The sequence below is a fragment of the Mesorhizobium sp. M0991 genome (assembly GCF_040318915.1).
Classification (GTDB): domain Bacteria; phylum Pseudomonadota; class Alphaproteobacteria; order Rhizobiales; family Rhizobiaceae; genus Mesorhizobium.
In genome coordinates this window covers 46158-67268 of the sequence record NZ_JAMYNE010000008.1, presented here as the reverse complement: position 1 = coordinate 67268, position 21111 = coordinate 46158, and the positions used below count along the sequence as shown (strand labels likewise).

Genomic DNA, 21111 nt, shown 5'->3' with positions numbered 1-21111 from the left:
CATGCATTATCGATCGGAGCGGCCCCGCCAAAGCGTCGCAGCACGCTTGTGTTGGCAGGGCAAGGGTCTCGTTCTATTGGAAGAGCCATGCTGTTCTGGGTCATAGCCGCAATCCTGACGCTGGGCGCAAGCCTGGCGGTGCTGCTGCCGTTGGCCGGCGGCTCGAAGAACGCGTCCGCTGCTAGCGATCACGACCTTGAAGTCTATCGCGACCAGCTGGCCGAGCTTGACCGCGATATGGCGCGTGGCCTGATCCAGCCAATGGAGGCCGAAGAGGCGCGCGCCGAAATCGCCCGCCGCATCCTTCGCCTGAGCGATGCCGGCCAGGCCGACGAGACGGCGACGCAGCCGTCGCGGTCGACAAGGCTGGTGGCGACGGCTGCCGTGCTGGTTGTTCCGCTGGTCAGCTGGGGCCTCTATGGCCAGCTCGGGTCACCCGACCTGCCGTCGCAGCCACTCAGCGAACGCCTGGCCAAGAACCCCGCCGACAGCTCGGTCGACGAGCTGATAGCCCGCGCCGAAGCGCACCTGGCGGCCAACCCATCCGATGGCCGTGGCTGGGACGTGCTGGCGCCGGTCTATCAGCGCATGCAGCGATACGCCGATGCGGTGACCGCTTATCGCAACGCCATCCGCCTCGACGGCGACAGCGCTGCCCGTCAGGCGGGTCTTGGCGAGGCGATCGCCAATGCGGCCGGCGGCATTGTCTCGGCCGAAGCGCAGGCGGCTTTCGAGGCGGCGTTGAAGCTTGATCCGGCCAATCCGAAGGCCTCGTTCTATCTCGCCATGGGCATGGCACAGGAAGGCCGCATAGCTGAAGCCACGGCGGCCTGGCAAAAGATGCTTGCCGCCTTGCAGCAGGGCTCGCCGTGGCGCGGCGCCGTCGAGCAGGCGCTGGCCGAATCCGCCGCCCGCAGCGTCGCTTCGGAAACGCCTGCGAAAGGGCCGAGCGCCGAGGATATCGATGCTGCTTCCTCGATGTCGCCGCAGGACCGGCAAGCCATGATCAGCACCATGGTTGCCGGCCTCGACGAAAAGCTTCGGCAAAATCCGCGCGACGAGGAAGGGTGGATGCAGCTCGTTCGTTCCTATGCCGTGCTGGGCAAGACAGATCAGGCGCGTGACGCGCTCAATCGCGGTATCGCCGTCTTTGGCGCGGACAGTGACCAGGCCAGGAAATTCACCGCCTTTGCTGCCTCGCTCGGCGTGACGGCGACGGAGTAGACGATGACGCGCAAGCAGAAACGACTGTCGGTGATCGCCGCAGGGCTGGCGTTTCTCGGTGTTGCAACCGGGCTGACGTTCTATGCGCTTGGCCAGAAGGCCTCCTATTTCTACATGCCGGCCGATCTGGCCACCGCCAGCCTTCAGCCGGGCCAGCGCATCAGGCTCGGCGGACTCGTCGAAAAAGGCACAGTAGAGCGTAGCCAAGGCGCCACCGTCGCCTTTTCGGTGACCGACAACCAGGAGGACGTCAAGGTTACCTATACCGGCATTCTTCCCGACCTTTTCCGGGAAGGGCAGGGCGTGATCACCGAAGGCTCGTTCGGCCCTGACGGGGTCTTTGTCGCCGACAGCGTGCTGGCCAAGCATGACGAGACCTATATGCCCAAGGAAGTGGCCGACGGCCTCAAGGCCAAGGGCGTATGGAAGGAGAGCAAGAGTGAGTAGAAAGGTTCCGCAAAAGTGTTCCACGGTTTTGCGGCAAGAACCTGCGGCAAAACCTAGCGAGCGCGGCTACAATGGTTGAAACCGGACATTTCGCCCTGGTCCTGGCGTTTGCGCTGGCCCTGGTGCAGACGATGGTGCCGCTGTTTGGTGCGCGCACCGGCAACCATAAGATGATGGCCGTCGGCGCACCGGCCGCGCTGACCGGCTTTGCCTTGACGGCGCTGTCTTTCGTGGCGCTGGCAACCGCCTATGCAGGCTCCGATTTTTCGGTTGAGAGCGTCTGGGAGAACTCGCATTCGCTGCAGCCGCTGATCTACAAGATCACAGGAACCTGGGGCAATCATGAAGGCTCGATGCTGCTCTGGGTGCTGATCCTGACCTTCTTCGGCGCGCTCGTCGCCGTCTTCGGCGGCAATCTTCCGGCGACGCTCCGGGCCAATGTGCTTGCCGTGCAGGGAGCGATCGGCGCCACTTTCTTCCTGTTCATCCTGACGACGTCGAACCCGTTCGTCAGGCTCAATCCGGCGCCTATCGAGGGACGCGACCTCAACCCGATCCTGCAGGACCTCGGCCTCGCCATCCATCCGCCGCTGCTCTATCTCGGCTATGTCGGTTTCTCGATCTGCTTTTCCTTCTCGGTCGCTGCCCTCATCGAGGGCCGCATCGACGCTTCGTGGGCGCGCTGGGTAAGGCCGTGGACATTGGTTGCCTGGATGTTCCTCACCGGCGGCATCGCCATGGGCTCCTACTGGGCCTACTACGAGCTCGGCTGGGGCGGCTTCTGGTTCTGGGACCCGGTCGAGAACGCATCCTTCATGCCGTGGCTGGCGGGCACGGCGCTGCTGCATTCGGCGATCGTCATGGAAAAGCGTTCGGCGCTGAAGATCTGGACGCTGCTTCTGGCGATCCTGACGTTCTCGCTGTCGCTGCTCGGCACCTTCCTGGTGCGTTCCGGCGTGCTGACCTCGGTGCACGCATTCGCCACCGATCCGACGCGTGGCGTTTTCATCCTCTGCATCCTGACGCTGTTCATCGGCGGCTCGCTGGCGCTGTTTGCCTTGCGCGCCTCCCGGCTGACGGCCGGCGGCCTGTTTCACCCGATCTCGCGCGAAGGCGCGCTGGTCCTCAACAATCTGTTCCTGACCACCGCCACTGCCACCGTGCTGGTCGGCACGCTCTACCCGCTCGTCGTTGAAGCCCTGTCTGCCGACAAGATCTCGGTCGGCGCGCCGTTCTTCAACCTGACATTCGGCCCGCTGATGGTGCCGCTGCTGGTCGTCGTGCCGTTCGGGCCGCTGCTCGCCTGGAAGCGCGGCGACATTTTCGCGGTCGCCCAGCGCCTGATGGCGGCTTTCGCGGCGGCGCTGCTCGTCGTGCTGGTGACGGCCCTGTTCATCGATGGCGCTTCGGTGTTGGCGGCACTCGGTGTCGGCCTTGCCTTCTGGCTGATCTGCGGCGCGCTCACCGATCTCGCCGTCAAATCCGGCTTCGGCACTGTCGCGCCCGCCACCATGCTCAGGCGCTTCGCCGGCCTGCCGCGCTCGGTCTTCGGCACAGCACTTGCGCATCTCGGCCTCGGCCTGACGACGCTCGGCATTGTCGGCACGCTTTGCTTCGGCACCGAAAAAATCCTGTCGATGCAGGCCGGCGAGACCGTCGAACTGTCCGGCCACAAGCTGCGCTTCGAGGGGCTCTACCCGGCCCAGGGGCCTAACTACAGCGAGGATCGCGGCCGCTTCGCCCTGCTTGGCGCCGACGGCAGCGTCGACGGCGAGATCACCTCGGCCAAGCGCTCATATCCGGTGCGCCAGATGACCACGACCGAATCCGGCATCAGGACGATCGGCTTCAGCCAGCTCTATCTCTCGCTTGGCGACGAGGGCAGCGATGGCTCCGTCGTCGTTCGTCTGTGGTGGAAGCCGCTGGTTACGCTGATCTGGGGCGGCGGACTGGTGATGATGGCGGGGGCGGCGATGTCGCTGCTCGACCGCCGCCTGCGCGTCGGCGCGCCGTCACGCCGCAAGCCGGCGGCCGCCGTGCCATCGGCGAGCCCGCCATGAGCCAAAGGGTCACGCTGGCCTCGCTGGTCCTGCTGCTGGCACTGGTGTTCGCCGGCGCCGCGCAGGCGGTCAAGCCCGACGAGGTGCTCGCCGACCCGGCGCTCGAGGCACGGGCGCGCGCTTTGTCGGAAGGCCTGCGCTGTATGGTCTGCCAGAACCAGTCGATCGACGAGTCCGATGCCGACCTCGCCCGTGACCTGCGCATCCTTGTGCGCCAGCGCCTCGTCGCCGGCGACACCGACCGGCAGGTGATGGACTATGTCGTTTCGCGCTACGGCGAATTTGTGCTGCTGAAGCCACGCTTCAATCTGCGCAATGTCTTGCTCTGGGGGACGCCAGTTCTTCTACTGCTCGTTGGCGGGACATTCATCCTGCTGGCCGCCCGCTCGCGCCGCTCGACCGCGACCGCTGCATTAACTGCCGAGGAACAGGCGGCGCTGGACAAGATGCTCCGCCGCGATTGATCGATACATTACGAAAGTTTCATGTACCGGAAATGGCGCCGTAATGTGCGGCTCTCTATTTCCTTTGTCGAGGATGCCAATCAAGGGGCGTCCCTTGAAAAGAGGATACGAGAACCATGAATGTTGCCCCCAATTCATATCTTCGCACGCGCAAACGCCTGCTGGCCGCGGCCGCATCCCTGGCCATTGCCGGCGCGATCGGCTTCGGTGCTGTTGCCACCGGGACAGCCCCGGTTCTGGCCGACGCCGTGCGTGTCGAGGCACCGCAGGTCCCGAGCTTCGCCGATGTGGTCGAGCGTGTTTCGCCGGCGGTCGTCAGCGTGCGCGTCAAGGCCAAGATCCAGTCGACGGCCGATGACGGTTCCGGCCAGATGGACGACGAGGACGGCCTAGGCAATCTTCCCGACAATCCGCAGCTGCGCCGGTTCTTCCGCGAATTCCGCGGCTTTGGCGATCAGGGCGGCGATCAGGGTCCGAACGGAATGCGCCGTTTTGGACACCGTGACCGCAACAACGACCAGCCGCGGCCGGTGGCGCAAGGGTCGGGCTTCTTCATCTCCGATGACGGCTATCTCGTCACCAACAACCATGTCGTCGAGGAGGGCACCGCCTTCACTGTGGTGACCAATGACGGCAAGGAACTCGACGCCAAGCTGATCGGCACCGATCCGCGCACCGATCTTGCCGTGCTCAAGGTCGATGACGGCAGCAAGTTCACCTATGTCGACTTCGCCGATGATTCCAAGGTTCGCGTCGGCGACTGGGTGGTGGCTGTCGGCAATCCGTTCGGCCTCGGCGGCACGGTTACCGCAGGCATCGTTTCGGCCCGCGGCCGCGATATCGGCGCCGGTCCCTATGACGACTTCATCCAGATCGATGCCTCGGTGAACCGCGGCAATTCGGGCGGCCCGACCTTCAACCTCAACGGCCAGGTCGTCGGCATCAACACCGCGATCTTCTCGCCGTCGGGCGGCAGCGTCGGCATTGCCTTCGACATTCCCGCTTCGACCGCCAAGCAGGTCGTACAGGATCTGATGAAGAACGGCACCGTGCAACGCGGCTGGCTCGGCGTCGAAATCCAGCCGGTCACCTCCGAAATCGCCGAATCGCTTGGCCTTGGATCCGGCAAGGGCGCGCTCGTTGCCAGCGCGCAGGACAACGGTCCCGGCAAGAAGGCCGGCATTACCGCCGGTGACGTGATCACCCAGGTGGACGGCAAGGACGTTGCTTCGCCGAAGGAGCTCGCCCGTCTGATCGGCGCTTACCCGCCCGGCAAATCGGTCGACGTCACGGTGTGGCGCAACGGCAAGAGCGAGGCGGTCAAGGTCGATCTCGGCAAGCTGCCGTCGAGCGACAACCAGGCCTCGGCCGACCAGCAGCCTGCCCCCGCGCCGAAGACCGACACGCTCGCCGATCTCGGCCTGACCGTCACCAAGTCCGACAATGGCAAGGGCCTTGTGGTGACCGATGTCGACCCCGACAGCGATGCCGCCGATCGCGGCATCCAGCCCGGCGACGTCATCACCTCCGTCAATTCGACGGAAGTGAGCGGCACCGGCGACGTCGACAAGGCGATGGCCGACGCGGTGAAGTCCGGCCGCAAGGCGGTGCTGATGCAGATCACCCGCGACGACAGCAACCGCTTCGTCGCACTGCCTGTCGCCAAGGGCTGACGACCGCTTCGACTTTTCCGGTGCGGCGGTTTTCAATACCCCCGAGCCGCCGCACGGGAAAGCACGGGGCCTGAATACGTTAGTCAGTCATCGTGTTCCGCCCCAGCGGCAGCGGGCTTCCCATCGCCCGCTGCCGCTCGAACATGCCGCTCAAAGCGTGAAGCGGCTTTAGGCTACGGCATGCTAAAACAAAGACTTAGCGGGTATCCCTGAATCACTTTGTTCGCGATACGTCATGGAGAAGGCCACGATGCATATGCCGGCCACTCAATCTTCCAGCGAAATCGCGTATAACGGTTCTATGAAGATTCTCGTCATAGAAGACGATCGCGAGGCAGCCGACTACCTGCAGAAGGCGTTCGCCGAGGCCGGCCATACCGCCCATGTCGCCGGCGACGGCGAAACCGGCTTCGCGCTCGCCGATTCCGGCGACTATGACGTCATGGTCGTCGACCGCATGATGCCGCGCCGCGACGGCCTGTCCGTCATTGCCGGGCTCAGGTCCCGGGGCAATACGACGCCCGTGCTGATCCTGTCGGCGCTCGGCGAAGTCGACGACCGGGTCACCGGTCTGCGCGCCGGCGGCGACGACTATCTGACCAAACCCTACGCCTTTTCCGAACTGCTCGCCCGCGTCGAGGTGCTGAACCGCCGCGCCAGCGCCAGGGAGGCCGAAACCGTCTACCGGGTCGGCGATCTCGAACTCGACCGGCTGTCGCACTCGGTGCGGCGCGCCGGGCGTGAGATAACGCTGCAGCCGCGTGAGTTCCGCCTGCTCGAATATTTGATGCGCCATGCCGGCCAGGTGGTGACGCGCACCATGCTGCTCGAGAACGTCTGGGACTACCATTTCGATCCGCAGACCAACGTCATCGACGTTCATATCTCGCGGCTGCGAGGCAAGATCGAGAAGGGCTTCGACAAGCCGATCCTGCACACGGTTCGCGGCGCCGGCTATATGCTGAAAAGCGGCTAGAACCCCATGGCTCTTTCCGTGCCGGCCATCATGAGGACGACGGCAGCGCGGCTTTCAGCGCTTTATCTTCTGCTTTTTGCGCTGTGTGCGGTGTTGCTGGTCTTGTACATGACCTCGCTCTCGGCGCGCATGCTGACTGCCCAGACGCAGGAGACGATCAACGACGAGGTGCTCGGCCTGGCCCGAGCCTATCAGCGCGGCGGCCTGCCGGTGCTCGTCCGCGTCGTCGAGCAGCGCTCCCGCCAGCCCGGCGCCAATCTCTATCTGATCGCCGATGCCAACGGCCAGATCCTGACCGGCAACGTGCAGAGCCTCCAGCCGGGCGTGATCGAGGCCGAGGGCTGGACCACCGAACCGTTCTCCTACCGCCGCTTCGGCGAGGGCGAGCTCGAGCGGCAGCGCAACCCGGTCTCCGACCCGAACGAGCCCGCCCAGAGCGAAGTACAGGCCGAAGGCGAGAAGGGCCATAACGCCATTGCCCTGGTGCTGCGCCTGCCCAACCAGATGATCATGCTGGTCGGCCGCGACCTCGGCGAGCCGGAGCGCTTCCGCGCCGTCATTCGCCGCGCTCTGATGCTGGCGCTCGGCATGATGGGCGTCGGCGGGCTGCTGATCTGGTTCTTCGTCGGGCGCGCGGCGCTGAAGCGCATCGACAGCGTGTCGGAGGCGAGCCGCCGCATCATGGGTGGCGATCTTTCCGGCCGGCTGCCGGTCACCGGCGCCGGCGACGAGTTCGACCGGCTATCGGAAAACCTCAATTCCATGCTGGCCCGGATCGCCACGCTGAACGAGGGCCTGAAGCAGGTCTCCGACAACATCGCCCACGACCTGAAAACGCCGCTGACCAGGCTGCGCAATCGCGCCGAGGCGACGCTTTCCGGCAAGCACAATACCAGCGACTACGGGCAGGCGCTGGAAGGAACGATCGCCGAATCCGATCAGCTGATAAAGACCTTCAACGCCATCCTGATGATCTCGCGGCTGGAGGCCGGCTATTCCTCCGAAAGCACCACCAGGGTCGATCTGGCCGCTGCCGTGCACGACGTTGTCGAACTCTACGAGCCGGTGGCGGAGGAGGCGGGCGTGACGCTCGAAACTTCGGTGCAAGGTTCCTTCGTCGTCAACGGCAATCGCGAGCTGATCGGCCAGGCGTTGTCCAACATCGTCGACAACGCGATCAAATATTCGACCGACTCGACCTCCAGGCCTACGGTTCGCGTGACGCTGGAGCGTGTCGGTAGCGAGATCAGGCTTGCCGTGTCCGACAACGGCCAGGGTATTCCCGACGATGTCGACCGCGCCAGGGTGACCGAGCGTTTCGTGCGGCTGGAAAAGAGCCGCTCGCAGCCGGGTTCCGGCCTTGGCTTGAGCCTCACCAAGGCGATCATGACATTCCACAATGGACGGCTTGAGCTTCTGCCCGGCAATCCCGGATTGTCGGTCGTCATGAGTTTTCCCGGGCGGGAGGATCGCTGATGGTAGCGAGGATGGCAGTGCGACGCCTCGAAACGGACTGGTTGTTGAAGCCGGCGATAAAGCTCGTTCCGCTGGATGCAAGCCGCGCCAGGCAGGAATTGTCGGAGATCGCCGACGCCGCGCGGCAAAAAGAACTGCCGCGACTGGCGAAATTTCTCGCCGGCAAGGGGGTCGTCCAGGATTTCCTCGCCGCCGTGTTCGACCTATCGCCGTTCCTGCGCGATACCGCGCGCCGCCGGCCGCGGATACTCGATGCGCTTTTCGACGGGACCATCGAGGCGCGGCTGTCATCGATCGGCGCCGCGGTCGACAAGGCAGCACGCGTAGAGGCCGTCTCCGAAAGCAGCCTGATGATGGAGCTGCGCCAATGCAAGGCGGAGGCGCATTTCCTGATCGCCTTGGCCGATCTCGCCGGCGAGGCCGAGACCTCGCTGACGGTGAGGCGACTGAGCGACCTTGCCGACGCCTGCACGCGTGCGGCCGTCGATTTCCTGCTCCGCGACGCGCATGAGCAAGGCAAGCTCCGATTGCCGGATGCCAAAAATCCGGCGCGACGCTCGGGCTGGATCCTGCTCGGCATGGGCAAGCTCGGCGCGCATGAGCTGAACTTTTCCTCCGACATCGACCTCGTCGTCTTCTTCGACCCCGATGCGCCAGCTCTCGTCGATCCGCTCGATGCAACCGAGCTGTTTTCGCGCCTGACCCGCCGGCTGGTCCGCATTCTCCAGGACCGCACCGAGCACGGTTACGTCTTCCGCACCGATCTCAGGCTTCGTCCCGACCCCGGCTCGACGCCGCTGGCGATCCCGGTCGAGGCGGCGCTGCGCTACTATGAGGCGCGCGGCCAGAACTGGGAGCGCGCCGCCATGATCAAGGCGCGCCCGGTGGCCGGCGATGTTGCCGCCGGCGCCGTGTTCCTAAAGGAACTGCAGCCCTATATCTGGCGCAAATACATGGACTATGCGGCGATTGCCGACGTCCATTCGATCAAGCGGCAGATCCACGCCCACAAGGGCCATGGCGAGGTCGCGGTCAAAGGCCACAACGTCAAGCTCGGTCGCGGCGGCATCCGCGAGATCGAGTTCTTCGTCCAGACCCAGCAGCTCATCGCCGGCGGCCGCTTTCCCGAACTGCGCGGCCGCGAGACCGTGCCGATGCTCGGCGAGCTCGCCGCGCGCGGCTGGATCACCGCCGACGCGCGCGATGCGCTCACCAGGCAATACTGGTTCCTGCGCCGCGTCGAACACGCCATCCAGATGGTTGCCGACCAGCAGACGCATATCCTGCCGGAGGACGAAGAGGGGCTGGAGCGCGTCGCCCGCATGCTAGGCTTTGCCGATGCGGTAGGCTTTGCCGAAACGTTCCGCGCGGCGCTGCACCAGGTCGAGCGCCACTATGCAGCGCTGTTCGAGACCGCGCCGGAGCTTTCGGCCGGCATCGGCAATCTGGTCTTTACCGGCGACGTCGACGATCCCGATACCCTGCAGACCTTGCAGCGGCTCGGCTTCCAGCGGCCGAGCGACATCTGCCGGGTTATCCGCGGCTGGCACTTCGGCCGCTACCGCGTCACCCGGTCGGCGGAGGCGCGCGAGCGGCTGACGGAACTGACGCCGGCGCTGCTGCAAGCCTTCGGCCAGACGCGGCGGGCGGACGAGGCGGTGATCCGCTTCGACGAATTCCTTGCCGGCCTGCCTGCCGGCATCCAGCTGTTTTCGCTGCTGCAGTCGAATCCGGCTTTGCTGAAGCTGATGGCGACTATCATGGGCGCGGCACCGCGGCTGGCCGCCATCATCACGCGCCGGCCGCATGTCTTCGATGGGCTGCTCGATCCGGCGCTGCTGAGCGAACTGCCAAACCGCGCCTATCTGTCGGCGCGCCTTGCCGCCTTCCTCGAAGGCGACAGAGCCTATGAAGACGTGCTCGACCGGCTGCGCATCTTTGCTTCGGAGCAAAAATTCCTGATCGGCGTCAGGCTGCTTGCCGGGTCGATCGACCCGCCGCGCGCCGGCCGCGCTTTTTCCGATCTCGCCGATCTGACCATCGAGGCGGCATTGCAGGCGGTGATGGCGGAATTCGCTTTGCGTCATGGCTATATTGCCGGCGGCCGGGTCGCGCTGCTCGGCATGGGCAAGCTCGGCAGCCGCGAACTGACGGCGGGCTCCGACGTCGACCTCATCCTGCTCTACGATCACGACGCCGATGCGGAGGAGTCCGACGGCGACAAGCCGCTTGCCCCGTCGCATTACTACAGCCGGCTGACGCAGCGGCTGATCGCCGCCGTTTCCGCGCCGACCGCCGAGGGCGTGCTCTACGAGCTCGACCTTCGCCTGCGGCCGTCCGGCAACAAGGGGCCGGTGGCCACGCATGTCGACGCCTTCAAGAAGTATCAGCGCCAGGACGCCTGGACATGGGAGCACATGGCGCTGGCGCGCGCCCGCACGATCGGCGGCGATGCCGAGCTCTGCCGCGAGGTCGAGGGAGAGGTTGCCGCAGTGCTCGCTCTGCCGCGCGATCCAGCCAAGGTGATGGCCGAGGCATCCGAGATGCGCGCCATGGTCGACAAGGAGAAGCCGCCGCGCGATCCCTGGGACATCAAGCTGATCCCGGGCGGCCTCATCGATCTCGAATTCATTGCCCAGGTTGCTCTGATCACGGGAAAGATCGAGGCAGGCCGCAGGGCCACCGGCACGGCTGAGGTCCTGTCGCGCCTGGCGCCGGATTTCGCCAGCGCCCAGGTCAGGCAGGAATTGGTGGATGCCTATTCGCTCTATCTGGCGCTGACCCAGATGATACGGCTTTGCCTCACCGGCGCGTTCGAACGCGACGACGTTCCGCCAGGGCTTTCGGATCTGCTTCTGGCGGTCACCGACCTGCCGGATTTCGGGGTCCTTGAAGCGCATCTCAACGAGACGTCGCAGAAGGCCAGAAAGGATTTCGACCTTCTGCTTCGTGCCAAACAACCGTGACGGCAACCAGCCGTACGGGCGAGAGCATCGGACCCCAAATTGCGACCTGTTTTTGGGAGGTTCCGATGTTCAATCAAAGAGGTAGAGCGGGGGATTGAAGGTCCGCCGCTCTAGCATCGGGGTGACGATGCAACAGGAGAAGACCATGAGAAAGACAACCAGACTTGCACTCGTATTCGCAGCCCTGGCCGGCGCCGTCGGCACCGCAGCCTATGCAGACGAGCAGTCCGGCGCCGGGCCGCGCGACGGCATGATGATGCGCCTCGGCAAGGTCATGAAGGACAATGACGGCACCATCACCTTCGACCAATTCTCCGACGCCATGAACGTGCGGCTGAAGAAGATGGTCGCCGACAATGGCGGCAAGCTGACCGTGGCACAGCTCGCCGACGCACTGGAGAAGGCGCGCTTCGAGCAGATGGCCAGGCGCATCATCGCCCGTTACGACACCAAGGGCGACGGCACGCTGACCGCCGACGACATCGCCAGCCGTCAGAAGAAGGTCTTCGCCATGCTCGACCGCGACAATGACGGTAAGATCGAGAAGAACGAACTGCCGAAGGTTCCCGGCCGTCACCGCCAATGGGACGGCGAGGGCAATGATGGCGCTGACGGCATGCAGTGAGAATTTGAAAACTGCTCCGGCGCCGCGAGCCGCCGGAGACTTATTTTGTCGTTCAGGCAGCGGCCCTGACCGCCTGCGCGGCTTTCTTGATCGGGATGCGTACCGAGACGATCGTGCCGACGCTTTCGGTCGAGCGGATCTTCAACGCGCCACCCTGAAGCTCGGCCAGCGAGCGCGAGATGGCGAGTCCGAGGCCGGAGCCGGCATGGCTCTTGGAGAACTGGTTTTGCACCTGTTCGAATGGCCGCCCGAGCTTGCTCAGCGCCGCCTTCGGGATGCCGCAGCCATTGTCCTCGATCGTCAGGATCAGCGCGCTGGAAATGCTGCGGGCTCTGACCGAAATGTGGCCGCCTTGCCCGGTGAACTTCACCGCATTGGACAGAAGGTTGATGAGGATCTGCTTGATCGCCCTGCGGTCGGCGAACAGCGTCAGCGAATCGGCGATGCGGGTTTCGACGGTGATCGACTTTTCCGCCGCCTGCAGAGAAACGACGCGAACCGTCTCCCTGATAAGCGGGCAGAGATCGATTTCTTCCTGATCCAGCGCGAACTGGCCGGCCTCGATCTTCGACATGTCGAGGATGTCGTTGATGACGCCGAGAAGATATTTGCCGCTGCCGTTGATGTCGGTGGCATACTCTTCGTAACGCGGCGAACCCAGCGGCCCGAACAGTCGCCGTTCCATCAGTTCCGAGAAGCCGATGATCGCGTTGAGCGGGGTGCGCAACTCGTGCGACATGTTGGCCAGGAATTCGGATTTGGCCCGGTTTGCCGCTTCGGCCCGTTCGGTTTCCTTCATGTATTTGCGATTGAGCTCGACGAGCTCACGAGCCCGTTCCTCTTCCGCGCGGCGGGCAAGGCTGAGGTCATGGATTGTCGCCATCAGCCGGCGCTCGCTGTCGACCAGCTTCTCCTGGTGCAGCTTGATCTGGGTGATGTCGGAGCCGACCGAGACGGTGCCGCCGTCCCTTGTCCTTAACTCGTTCACCTGCAGCCAACGGCCGTCGGCAAGCTGGCGCTCGAAGGTCACGCCACCCTGCGGTCCATTGGTATTGGCAAGCCGCCGCTCCGAGGCGAAGGCCAGCATGCGTTCTTCCAGCACGGCGCGTGGGGCGCCCGGCATCACGTCGCGGTCCGACAGGCCGTTGTCCTGCTGGTATTTGGAATTGCACATGATCAGACGCTCGGACGAATCCCACAAGACGAAGGATTCGTTGATGTTTTCGATGGCCGTCCTCAGGCGCAGGTCCGCGGCTTCGGAGCGCAGCGCCAGGTGCCGCTGCTCGGTGACATCGACGGCGATGCCGATCAGCTGGATCTCCGGCGCTTCCGGATCGATAACCTGTGCTCTTGCGCGCATCCAAACCCATTGCCCGTCGGCATGGCGCATCCGGAACACCTGGTCGATATGGTCGATCTCGCGTGCGACGATCCTGCTGGCGAGTTCGAACAAATCGCCGTCCTCGGGATGAATGATTTCGTCGACTTCGCCGAACGACAGCATCGTGTCGCAAGGCTCGTAGCCCAGCATGTCGTACATCGAGCGCGACCAGTACATCTTGCCGCGCACCATGTCCCAATCCCACAGACCGCAGCGGCCGCGTACCAGCGCCATGTCGATGCGCTGGTGGGCTTCGAGATAGATGCGGTCGGCGGTCTGGGCACGCGCCGCCTGGCCGAAATAGGCGTAGAGGATGATGATCAGCACGCCGGCCGTCAGCACGAACAGCGTGACGTTGAGCGAGACCGTCTTGCGCCAGGCGTCAAAGACTGCCTCCTGCGGCACAAACGCTGCTGCGGCACCCCTTCGGCCATTCGCCAGGCTCACTGCCGCGTACCAGTCCTGTCCGCCGATGCTGACCTCCATCACCCCGGCGCGGTTGCCGAACATGAACAGCGGCTGCCCGCCCTGGACGACTCCATCGAGCGATCGCCCCTCCCAGCGCATCGACTGCGGCGATACGGCAATAATCTTGAAAGCGCTGTCGGTGATCGCCAGTACGTGGCTTCGCCCCATCGCGCCCTGACGACCGGTGCTCTCCAACAGGTCCTGGATTGCGCCGGGCGCGGAAACCACCGTCGCGTCGGCGGCGATCGAACTGGCCAGTTGGCCGGCGGCCAGCGCAAGGATCGCCTTGGCGTCGCGCTCGATCTCGTCGCGCTCGTTCATCAGCGACAGAAAGCGCAGCACTGCGATGATCAACAGAAAGATGATGATGAGGGCCGGTATCGATCGCCGCAACAGCGGCTCGGCTGCCAGCAGCCGTCGGTAGGCAGGTTCGGCGATGAGCCGCGTATTGCCTGCGAGACCGTCGCTTCGCGCCTCGCGTCGCTCAAACGCCGTCCCACCGGGCGCGCCCCACGCGTCCGCCTTCGCCATAAATGGCACTCCCCGATTTTCAATCTGCTTGGCGATCCGGCAACGCCGCACTTCCGAATCGTCAGTAAAGAATCAAACGTGATTCGCCTTGTCCAGAGGCGCGGCGAAAAAAGATTAAAAATCGACTAAAATAACGGGGTTTTCGGGCGGGATGGCATTGTGGTGGTGAGTTGGCGCGTTGTCAGGCGAGGGTGCGCTCGACGATGTCTCGCAAATCGGCCGACAGCTTCTCGGTATTGGCGATCGAAAGCAACGCCTCCCTTGCCTTGGCCTGCCGCACCGGTTCGAGCGAGCGCCACGACCTGAGCGCCGTCGCCAGCCTGGCAGCCACCTGCGGGTTGCGTTTTTCGACCTGCAGCACCGTTTCGACGAAAAGCCGGTAGCCCTCGCCGTCGGCGCTATGGAAGCCGGTCTGGTTGGCACTGCAGAACGTGCCGATGAGCGCGCGTACCCGGTTCGGGTTGGCCATCGAGAACGCCGGATGGCTGGTCAAGGCGCGCACCGCGTCGACGGTTTGCGGGCCGGGCACGCTGGCCTGGATCTGGAACCATTTGTCCATGACCAGCGGATCGGTTGCATATTTCGCCTCGAAATCGGCCAGCGCCTTTGTCGCCTCAGGTGAGCCGTGGTGACGGTGCGCAAGCACGGTCAATGCCGCGGCCCGATCCGTCATGTTGGTCGCCGATTGGAAGTGCCGGGCAGCGAGTTCCGCACCTCCCGGCAACAAGGAGAGATAATCCAGCAGGACATTGCGCAGCGCCCGCCGCCCGGCACTGGCCGCATCCGGGCTGAACGGACCATTGTCGGCGAGCCGATCGTAAAGTTTGGAGAATATCTCGCTGTTGGCCTCGGCGATCGCAACCGTCAGCGCCTCGCGCGCCGTGAAAATGGCGTCAGGGTCGATGTTCTTGCCGATGTCGCGGGCGATATCGGCCTCGCCGGGCAGCGCCAGCGCCAGTGCCCGATAGGCCGGTTCGAGCGCTTCGTCGCCGGCTATCTTGCCGGCAAGCTCGGTCAGCCGGGCGCTGAACTCGGGTTGCCTGCGGTCCAGGACCTGACGGAAGGCTGCAATCAGCGCATCGGTCAAAAGCGTGTTGAACGACTGCCAGCGCGAGAAGGCGTCGCTGTCGTGGCCAGCCAGAAAAAACTGGTCGTCGGGCCGCTGCTCGACCGAAAGCGTCACCGGCGCCGAAAAGCCACGGTTGAGCGACATGGCCGGACGCTCGGCAATCTCGGAAAACCGGACGACATGGCGGCGCTTGCGGATATGGATGACGCCGTCCTCGACATTCGCCCCTTCGACGCCGCTATGGGCTATCGCCTCGCCACCGGCGCCAACCAGGCCGAAGGCAAGCGGAATGTGCATCAGCCGCTTGCGGCTTTCCGACGGTGTTGACGGCACTGACTGCTCGATTTCGAGCGTGAATTCCCGCGCCGCCGGATTATACGCCGAACTGACGGTCAGGTTCGGCGTACCGGCCTGATGATACCACAGCGAAAACTGCGACAGGTCGCGACCCGAGACGTCTTCGAACACTTTGATGAAGTCTTCGATCGTCGCCGCCTGGCCGTCGTGACGCTCGAAGTAGAGGTCCATGCCGGCGCGGAACGTCTCGGCGCCGAGGATAGTATGGATCATGCGCACGACTTCCGAGCCCTTTTCGTAGACCGTCGCCGTATAGAAATTGTTGATCTCGCGGTAGCGGCGCGGCCGCACCGGATGCGCCAGTGGCCCTTGGTCCTCGGGAAACTGATGGGCGCGTAGCGTACGAACCTCGGCTATGCGCTTGACGGCGCGCGAGCGCTGATCGGCGGAGAATTCGTGGTCGCGGAAAACCGTCAGGCCTTCCTTCAGGCAAAGCTGGAACCAGTCGCGGCAAGTGATTCTATTGCCTGTCCAATTGTGGAAGTACTCATGCGCGATGATGGCCTCGATATTGGCGAAATCGGTGTCGGTCGCGGTTTCCTGGTCGGCCAGCACATACTTGTCGTTGAAGATGTTGAGACCCTTGTTCTCCATCGCGCCCATATTGAAGTCGGACACGGCGACGATGTTGAAGACATCGAGGTCGTATTCGCGGCCGAATGCCTCCTCGTCCCATTTCATTGACCGTTTCAAAGCGTCCATGGCGTAGCCGGCGAGCCTCTCTTTGCCCGGTTCGACATAGATTCCGAGCTCGACCTTGCGACCAGACAGGGTAACGAAACTGTCCGAGATCTTGCCGAGGTCGCCCGCCACCAGCGCAAACAAATAGGACGGCTTGGGGAACGGATCGTGCCAGACCGCATAGTGCCAGCCGGCGGCAAGCTCGCCGCCGTCGACCGGGTTGCCGTTGGACAAAAGCAACGGCGCCTCACGGCGCTGAGCTTCGATGCGCACCGTGTAGACCGACAGGATGTCGGGACGGTCGAGGAAATAAGTGATGCGGCGAAAGCCTTCGGCCTCGCATTGCGTGCAATAGACGTCGCTGGAGCGATAGAGGCCCATCAGCGCTTCGTTCTGCGCCGGCGCCAACACGGTTTCAATTCTCAGCTGGAAGCGCCTTGCCGCAGGGGGGCTGATGATTGTCAGTTGATCGGGCGTGGCGAGAAAATCCGCAGGGCTCGGTTCGTGGCCGTCGATGGCGATGCTGCGCAGCGTCAGCCCGTCGCCATCCAGCACCAGTGGCACCGACGCCGCAATCCCGTCGCGACGTTCGACCGTCAGCACGGCGGTGACATGTGCTGCTTCAGGCGAAAGGCGGAAAGTCAGGCTGGTTTCCGGAATGAGATAATCACTGGGGCGATAGTCTTCGAGCTTGAAGACCTGGCCGGTATCTGTGCGCATTCCTTGATTTTTCCTGTCGATCCGGGAGCGGCGGGCGGGTCCGCTGGTCCAAATAATTTGAAGTCTGCGCTCTTTACACGAAACGCTCCCTCGACAAAACTGCAGCGACGTCTATTTCAGGCGATCATTTCCCAAGCATCATCGCGAGGCTTCCATGACCGTCGTCACGCCGAAATTCGGGATGAGCGCCTCTGTGTTGCGTCGCGAGGATCAGGCCTTCCTCAAAGGCGCCGGGAAGGCGGGTACGATCGGGTCGACGCATGCCGCGCTCAATGCGGTGACCGACGCGCTCTACCGCGCCTACGGCATCAGGCATATCGACATGCCGGCAACGCCGGCGCGCATATGGGCGGCGATCGAGGAAGCAAAAGGGGCGTGACAGCCGAACCGGACTTGCCAGTGCTTGCTGCCGGCGACCACGCCGGCGAACACAGCACGCTGACCGGGATCGTGCTCAAGATCGTATCGGTGGCGGTCTTCGTCGGCATGTCGTCCTGCATCAAGGCGGCAGGCACCGTGCCGGCGGGCCAGATCGTCTTCTTCCGCTCCTTCTTTGCCATCTTTCCGATCATCGCCTTCCTCGCCTTCCAGGGAAAACTCGGAACGGCCTTTTCGACAAAGCGCCCGCTCAACCACATTGCGCGCGGCGTCGTCGGTGTCTGTGCCATGGGGCTCGGCTTCTTCGCGCTGACGCGGCTGCCGCTGCCGGAGGCGATCACGCTGAACTACGCGCAGCCGCTGCTGGTCGTGGTGTTCAGTTCGATCTTCCTCGGCGAAGCCATCCGCATCTATCGCTGGAGTGCGGTTGCCGTCGGCCTGGTCGGGGTGCTGATCATCTCGTGGCCGGAACTGACGCTGCTCAGTTCGGGCGCTGCCCTTGGCGATCAGGAGGTGCTCGGCGTCATCGCCGCCCTAATAGCCGCGGCGATCTCGGCCATCGCCATGCTCCTGGTTCGCAACCTCGTCCAGAGCGAGCGGACGGCGACCATCGTGCTGTGGTTTTCGGTAACTGCGAGCGTCATGGCGCTGCTTTCGCTGCCATTTGGCTGGCAGGCGCTGACGCCAGCACAGGCGGGGCTTCTGATTGCCGCGGGTTTTTGCGGCGGGCTTGGCCAGATCCTGATGACCTCGGCCTATCGCCATGCCGAGGCTTCCGTCGTGGCACCTTTCGAATACACTTCGATGATCCTCGGCGTCGTCGTCGGCTATCTGGTCTTTGGCGACGTCGCAACGATCAACATGCTGGTCGGCGGCATGATCGTGGTTGCGGCGGGGATTTTCATCATCTGGCGCGAGCGCCAGCTGGGTCTCGAACGCACCCGCACCCGCAAGGCCGTCGCGCCGGAAGGGTGATCAGCCCTTCGCTGCGTCGGTCCGCTCTTTCGCCAGCCGCATCAGCACCGCCCGCGTCTGCTCGTCGGCGGGGAAAAAAGATTCGATCGCCAGCTCCGACAGCGTTACGTCGAGCGGCGTGCCGAACACGGTGATGGTGCTGATGAAGGACAGCACCGCGTCGCCATGGGCAAGCTTGAGCGGATGGACAATCGCGTTCGGTTCGACCGGCGCCGGCCGGCTGCCTTTAAGGCCGGACGGATAGGCCCGAAGCTCGCGCTCGAGCTCGACCAGAACCGGATCGGCGGTAGCGTCGTTTTGCCGCTTCAGCCGCTCCAGAAGATGCGTCCGCCATTCCGCAAGGTTGACGATGCGCGGTGCGATGCCGCCGGGATGCAGGCTGAGGCGCAACACGTTGACCGGCGGCTTCAGCAGGGAGGCATCGGCGACATTGGCGAGGAACGGGCCGATGGCGGCGTTCGCCGACACCAGGTTCCAATGCCGGTCGACGGCAAGCGCCGGGAAAGGCTCGTGCGCCTTGAGCACGGTCTCGACCGCCGCCATCGCCGGTGCCATCGAGGCATCGTCAAGTGGTCGTTCGCTGAAGCTCGGGGCAAAGCCGGCGGCCAGCAGCAGCTGGTTGCGCTGCCTGAGCGGGATCGAAAGCTGCTCCGCCAGATGCAGCACCATATCACGCGAGGGTGCGGCGCGGCCGCTTTCCACGAAACTCAAATGCCGCTGAGAGATCTCGGCCTCCATAGCAAGGCCGAGCTGGCTCATGCGCCGGCGTGTACGCCATTCGCGAATGAGACTGCCGGCGGAAATCTGGGCTGCTGTCATGACGAGATGACTAGGTCGGCAGTGGGCGCATTTCAATTACCTGCGAGGTCATGATGCCGCCCTTCCTTCCTCGCAAGAGGAGAACGGAAGACGCGCTCGGCAATCTTACCCAAGCGCCCGCAACTTCGCCCTCACTTCGAGGAAATCCCGCCATGCCAGCTTCTTGTGCGCCGGCGTTCTCAACAAATAGGCCGGATGCAGGGTCGGCATGGCCGGAATGGCGACGCCGGACGGGGTCGTGTGGACGCGCCAGTTGCCGCGCAGCCGTAATATGCCTTCGGAGGTGTTGAGCAGGGTCTTTGCCGACGGGCCGCCGAGGTTGACCAGCACCTTCGGATTGACCAGTTCGATCTGCCGCTCGATGAACGGCCGGCAGATCTCGGTCTCGTGCGGCGTCGGCGTGCGGTTGCCCGGCGGCCGCCAGGGAATCACGTTGGCAATGTAGGCAGATGTCCGGTCAAGACCGATCGCGGCCAGCATGCGGTCGAGCAGCCGGCCCGAGCGGCCGACGAACGGCAAGCCCTCTATGTCCTCGTCGCGCCCCGGCGCTTCGCCGACCAGCATCACCTCGGCAGTCGGATTGCCGTCGGCGAACACCAGGTTCTTGGCGGTGAATTTGAGATTGCAGCCGTCGAATGCCGCCATGTGCTGGCGAAGCTCGTCGAGGCTTGCCGCTGATCTCGCCAGTTGCCGCGCCAATGCCGCTTGCGCCTCGTCGGGCACCGTTGACATGGCCGGGGACGTTCGCACTGCCGGTGCTGTATTCGGTCTCTCGCCCATTTCGGCGCGCGACACGCTCGTCGAGCGTTGTGGCGCCGCATTTTCACCGGCCGGCATAGCGGCCGCCGCAGGCACCCGCACCGGTGGCCTGGCTTCTGCAAACCTGTTCACCGGCTGTTCTTCAAGTGCCTCGTCGACGCCGGCGCTGGCGTAGAAGGCCAGCAGCTCGGCGAGATCGGCTCGGCTATTGTGGGGGGCGGCAGTCATGGTTTCACATTCGGCCGCGGCGCTTGAATTTGCAAGTTCAGCTCGACGGTATGCGCGGATCCTGCACCAGATAGAACGTCCAGCGCGGCGTGTAGTCGGTGATCAGGAAATAGAAGCTGGCGGTCTTCAGCGGGTCGATCTTGCCGTTCTTGAACAGCAGGCGGTCATAGGGTTCGAAATTGCGGTCGAAATCGGCGTAGCTGCTCGACCAGATATTTTCGGGGGTTTTGTTACGCTGGTCGAACGACAGGCCGTCGCCGAACACGCTCGGCTGGTCGAGGATCTCCTGGAGTTCGAACTGGAACTCGACCCAGGCCTGGCCGCTATTGTTGAGCACGTCGATGCGCATATACATGAGACCATTGGCGAAGTCTCCCGCCTTGCCGAACGGCTGGATCGGCTTTGTCGTGCGAATGGCCAGCGTTACCGGCGTCGCTGAATTCAGCTCTTCGGTGATGACCAGCGGATCCTCCTTCGTGCCGATGCCGGAAGCCCCGGTGATGCGGAAGCCGCCGCGCTCGTCGGAAAAGGAATAGGCGCCGGTCGCCCAGACCAGTTGCTGCTCGGCATGGGCATCGAGGGCCGTCAGCGACAGAAGCGCCAAGAGTGCCGCACGGCAAATCCGGCCGGGCGTGAAAAAAAAGCGCGTCGATGAAAAGCCAGCCGGCCCGAATATGCGCATGGCGGGAAGTATGGCCGATAAGCAAGCTGTCGAACAATTAAAAAAGGTCGGTGCGACATATCTCTGCAAACGGAATAGGATTGAAGATTGATGCTCGACAAGGCGAATCTGTGCGGCAGGACGTGACTTTTTGACGAAATCGGTATTGTCAC

Annotated in this window: 16 protein-coding genes; 11 read left to right on the top strand and 5 right to left on the bottom strand. The window is 64.0% G+C overall.

Translation table 11 applies throughout. The features are described from left to right. The first annotated feature begins 87 nt into the window (after positions 1–87). From ccmI to NKH70_RS14205, 9 genes are all read left to right on the top strand, one after another. Positions 88–1224 (top strand): c-type cytochrome biogenesis protein CcmI, encoded by a 1137-nt coding sequence (ccmI, locus tag NKH70_RS14245; protein WP_352914555.1) that lies wholly within the window; start codon positions 88–90, stop codon positions 1222–1224. A gap of 3 nt (positions 1225–1227) precedes the next feature. Then, positions 1228–1671 (top strand): cytochrome c maturation protein CcmE, encoded by a 444-nt coding sequence (gene ccmE / locus NKH70_RS14240; protein ID WP_352914558.1) that lies wholly within the window; start codon positions 1228–1230, stop codon positions 1669–1671. Between the two features lie 71 nt (positions 1672–1742). Next, positions 1743–3731, top strand: coding sequence for a heme lyase CcmF/NrfE family subunit (locus NKH70_RS14235; RefSeq protein WP_352914561.1), 1989 nt, complete (start codon positions 1743–1745; stop codon positions 3729–3731). After that, the gene (locus NKH70_RS14230) at positions 3728–4195 is read left to right on the top strand and encodes a cytochrome c-type biogenesis protein (RefSeq protein ID WP_352914563.1); all 468 of its coding nucleotides are present in this window, start codon (positions 3728–3730) and stop codon (positions 4193–4195) included. The genes NKH70_RS14235 and NKH70_RS14230 overlap by 4 nt, the downstream gene beginning before the upstream one ends. A gap of 116 nt (positions 4196–4311) precedes the next feature. After that, positions 4312–5868 (top strand): Do family serine endopeptidase, encoded by a 1557-nt coding sequence (locus NKH70_RS14225; protein ID WP_352914566.1) that lies wholly within the window; start codon positions 4312–4314, stop codon positions 5866–5868. Between the two features lie 301 nt (positions 5869–6169). Then, positions 6170–6844, top strand: a complete 675-nt coding sequence (locus NKH70_RS14220; protein WP_254819962.1) for a response regulator transcription factor — start codon at positions 6170–6172, stop codon at positions 6842–6844. Between the two features lie 6 nt (positions 6845–6850). Further along, positions 6851–8320: an ATP-binding protein gene (locus NKH70_RS14215; RefSeq protein WP_352914569.1), complete on the top strand. Its 1470-nt coding sequence runs from the start codon at positions 6851–6853 to the stop codon at positions 8318–8320. After that, the gene (locus tag NKH70_RS14210; protein WP_353016341.1) at positions 8320–11286 is read left to right on the top strand and encodes a bifunctional [glutamine synthetase] adenylyltransferase/[glutamine synthetase]-adenylyl-L-tyrosine phosphorylase; all 2967 of its coding nucleotides are present in this window, start codon (positions 8320–8322) and stop codon (positions 11284–11286) included. Before NKH70_RS14215 ends, NKH70_RS14210 begins: the two co-directional genes overlap by 1 nt. Positions 11287–11431: 145 nt before the next feature. Beyond that, complete coding sequence (locus NKH70_RS14205) at positions 11432–11911, top strand: EF-hand domain-containing protein (RefSeq protein ID WP_352914571.1); 480 nt, start codon at positions 11432–11434, stop codon at positions 11909–11911. 52 nt (positions 11912–11963) lie between these two features. On the opposite strand, the gene NKH70_RS14200 is transcribed toward NKH70_RS14205, so the two are convergent. Further along, positions 11964–14291, bottom strand: coding sequence for a PAS domain-containing sensor histidine kinase (locus NKH70_RS14200; protein ID WP_352914574.1), 2328 nt, complete (start codon positions 14289–14291; stop codon positions 11964–11966). Between the two features lie 181 nt (positions 14292–14472). Beyond that, complete coding sequence (gene pepN / locus NKH70_RS14195) at positions 14473–17118, bottom strand: aminopeptidase N (RefSeq protein WP_352914576.1); 2646 nt, start codon at positions 17116–17118, stop codon at positions 14473–14475. 154 nt (positions 17119–17272) lie between these two features. Here pepN and NKH70_RS14190 point away from each other — a divergent pair, with 154 nt between their 5' ends. After that, on the top strand, positions 17273–17497 hold the full coding sequence (locus NKH70_RS14190) for a hypothetical protein (protein ID WP_352914662.1): 225 nt from the start codon (positions 17273–17275) through the stop codon (positions 17495–17497). Beyond that, positions 17464–18471, top strand: a complete 1008-nt coding sequence (locus tag NKH70_RS14185) for a DMT family transporter (protein WP_352914579.1) — start codon at positions 17464–17466, stop codon at positions 18469–18471. Before NKH70_RS14190 ends, NKH70_RS14185 begins: the two co-directional genes overlap by 34 nt. On the opposite strand, the gene NKH70_RS14180 is transcribed toward NKH70_RS14185, so the two are convergent. The 3 genes from NKH70_RS14180 to NKH70_RS14170 form a co-directional block, all read right to left on the bottom strand. Then, on the bottom strand, positions 18472–19290 hold the full coding sequence (locus NKH70_RS14180; protein WP_352914581.1) for a helix-turn-helix domain-containing protein: 819 nt from the start codon (positions 19288–19290) through the stop codon (positions 18472–18474). Positions 19291–19395: 105 nt separating this feature from the next. Further along, on the bottom strand, positions 19396–20277 hold the full coding sequence (locus NKH70_RS14175) for a uracil-DNA glycosylase (RefSeq protein ID WP_352914583.1): 882 nt from the start codon (positions 20275–20277) through the stop codon (positions 19396–19398). Positions 20278–20314: 37 nt separating this feature from the next. Further along, complete coding sequence (locus tag NKH70_RS14170) at positions 20315–20959, bottom strand: hypothetical protein (protein ID WP_292660026.1); 645 nt, start codon at positions 20957–20959, stop codon at positions 20315–20317. Positions 20960–21111 lie beyond the last annotated feature (152 nt).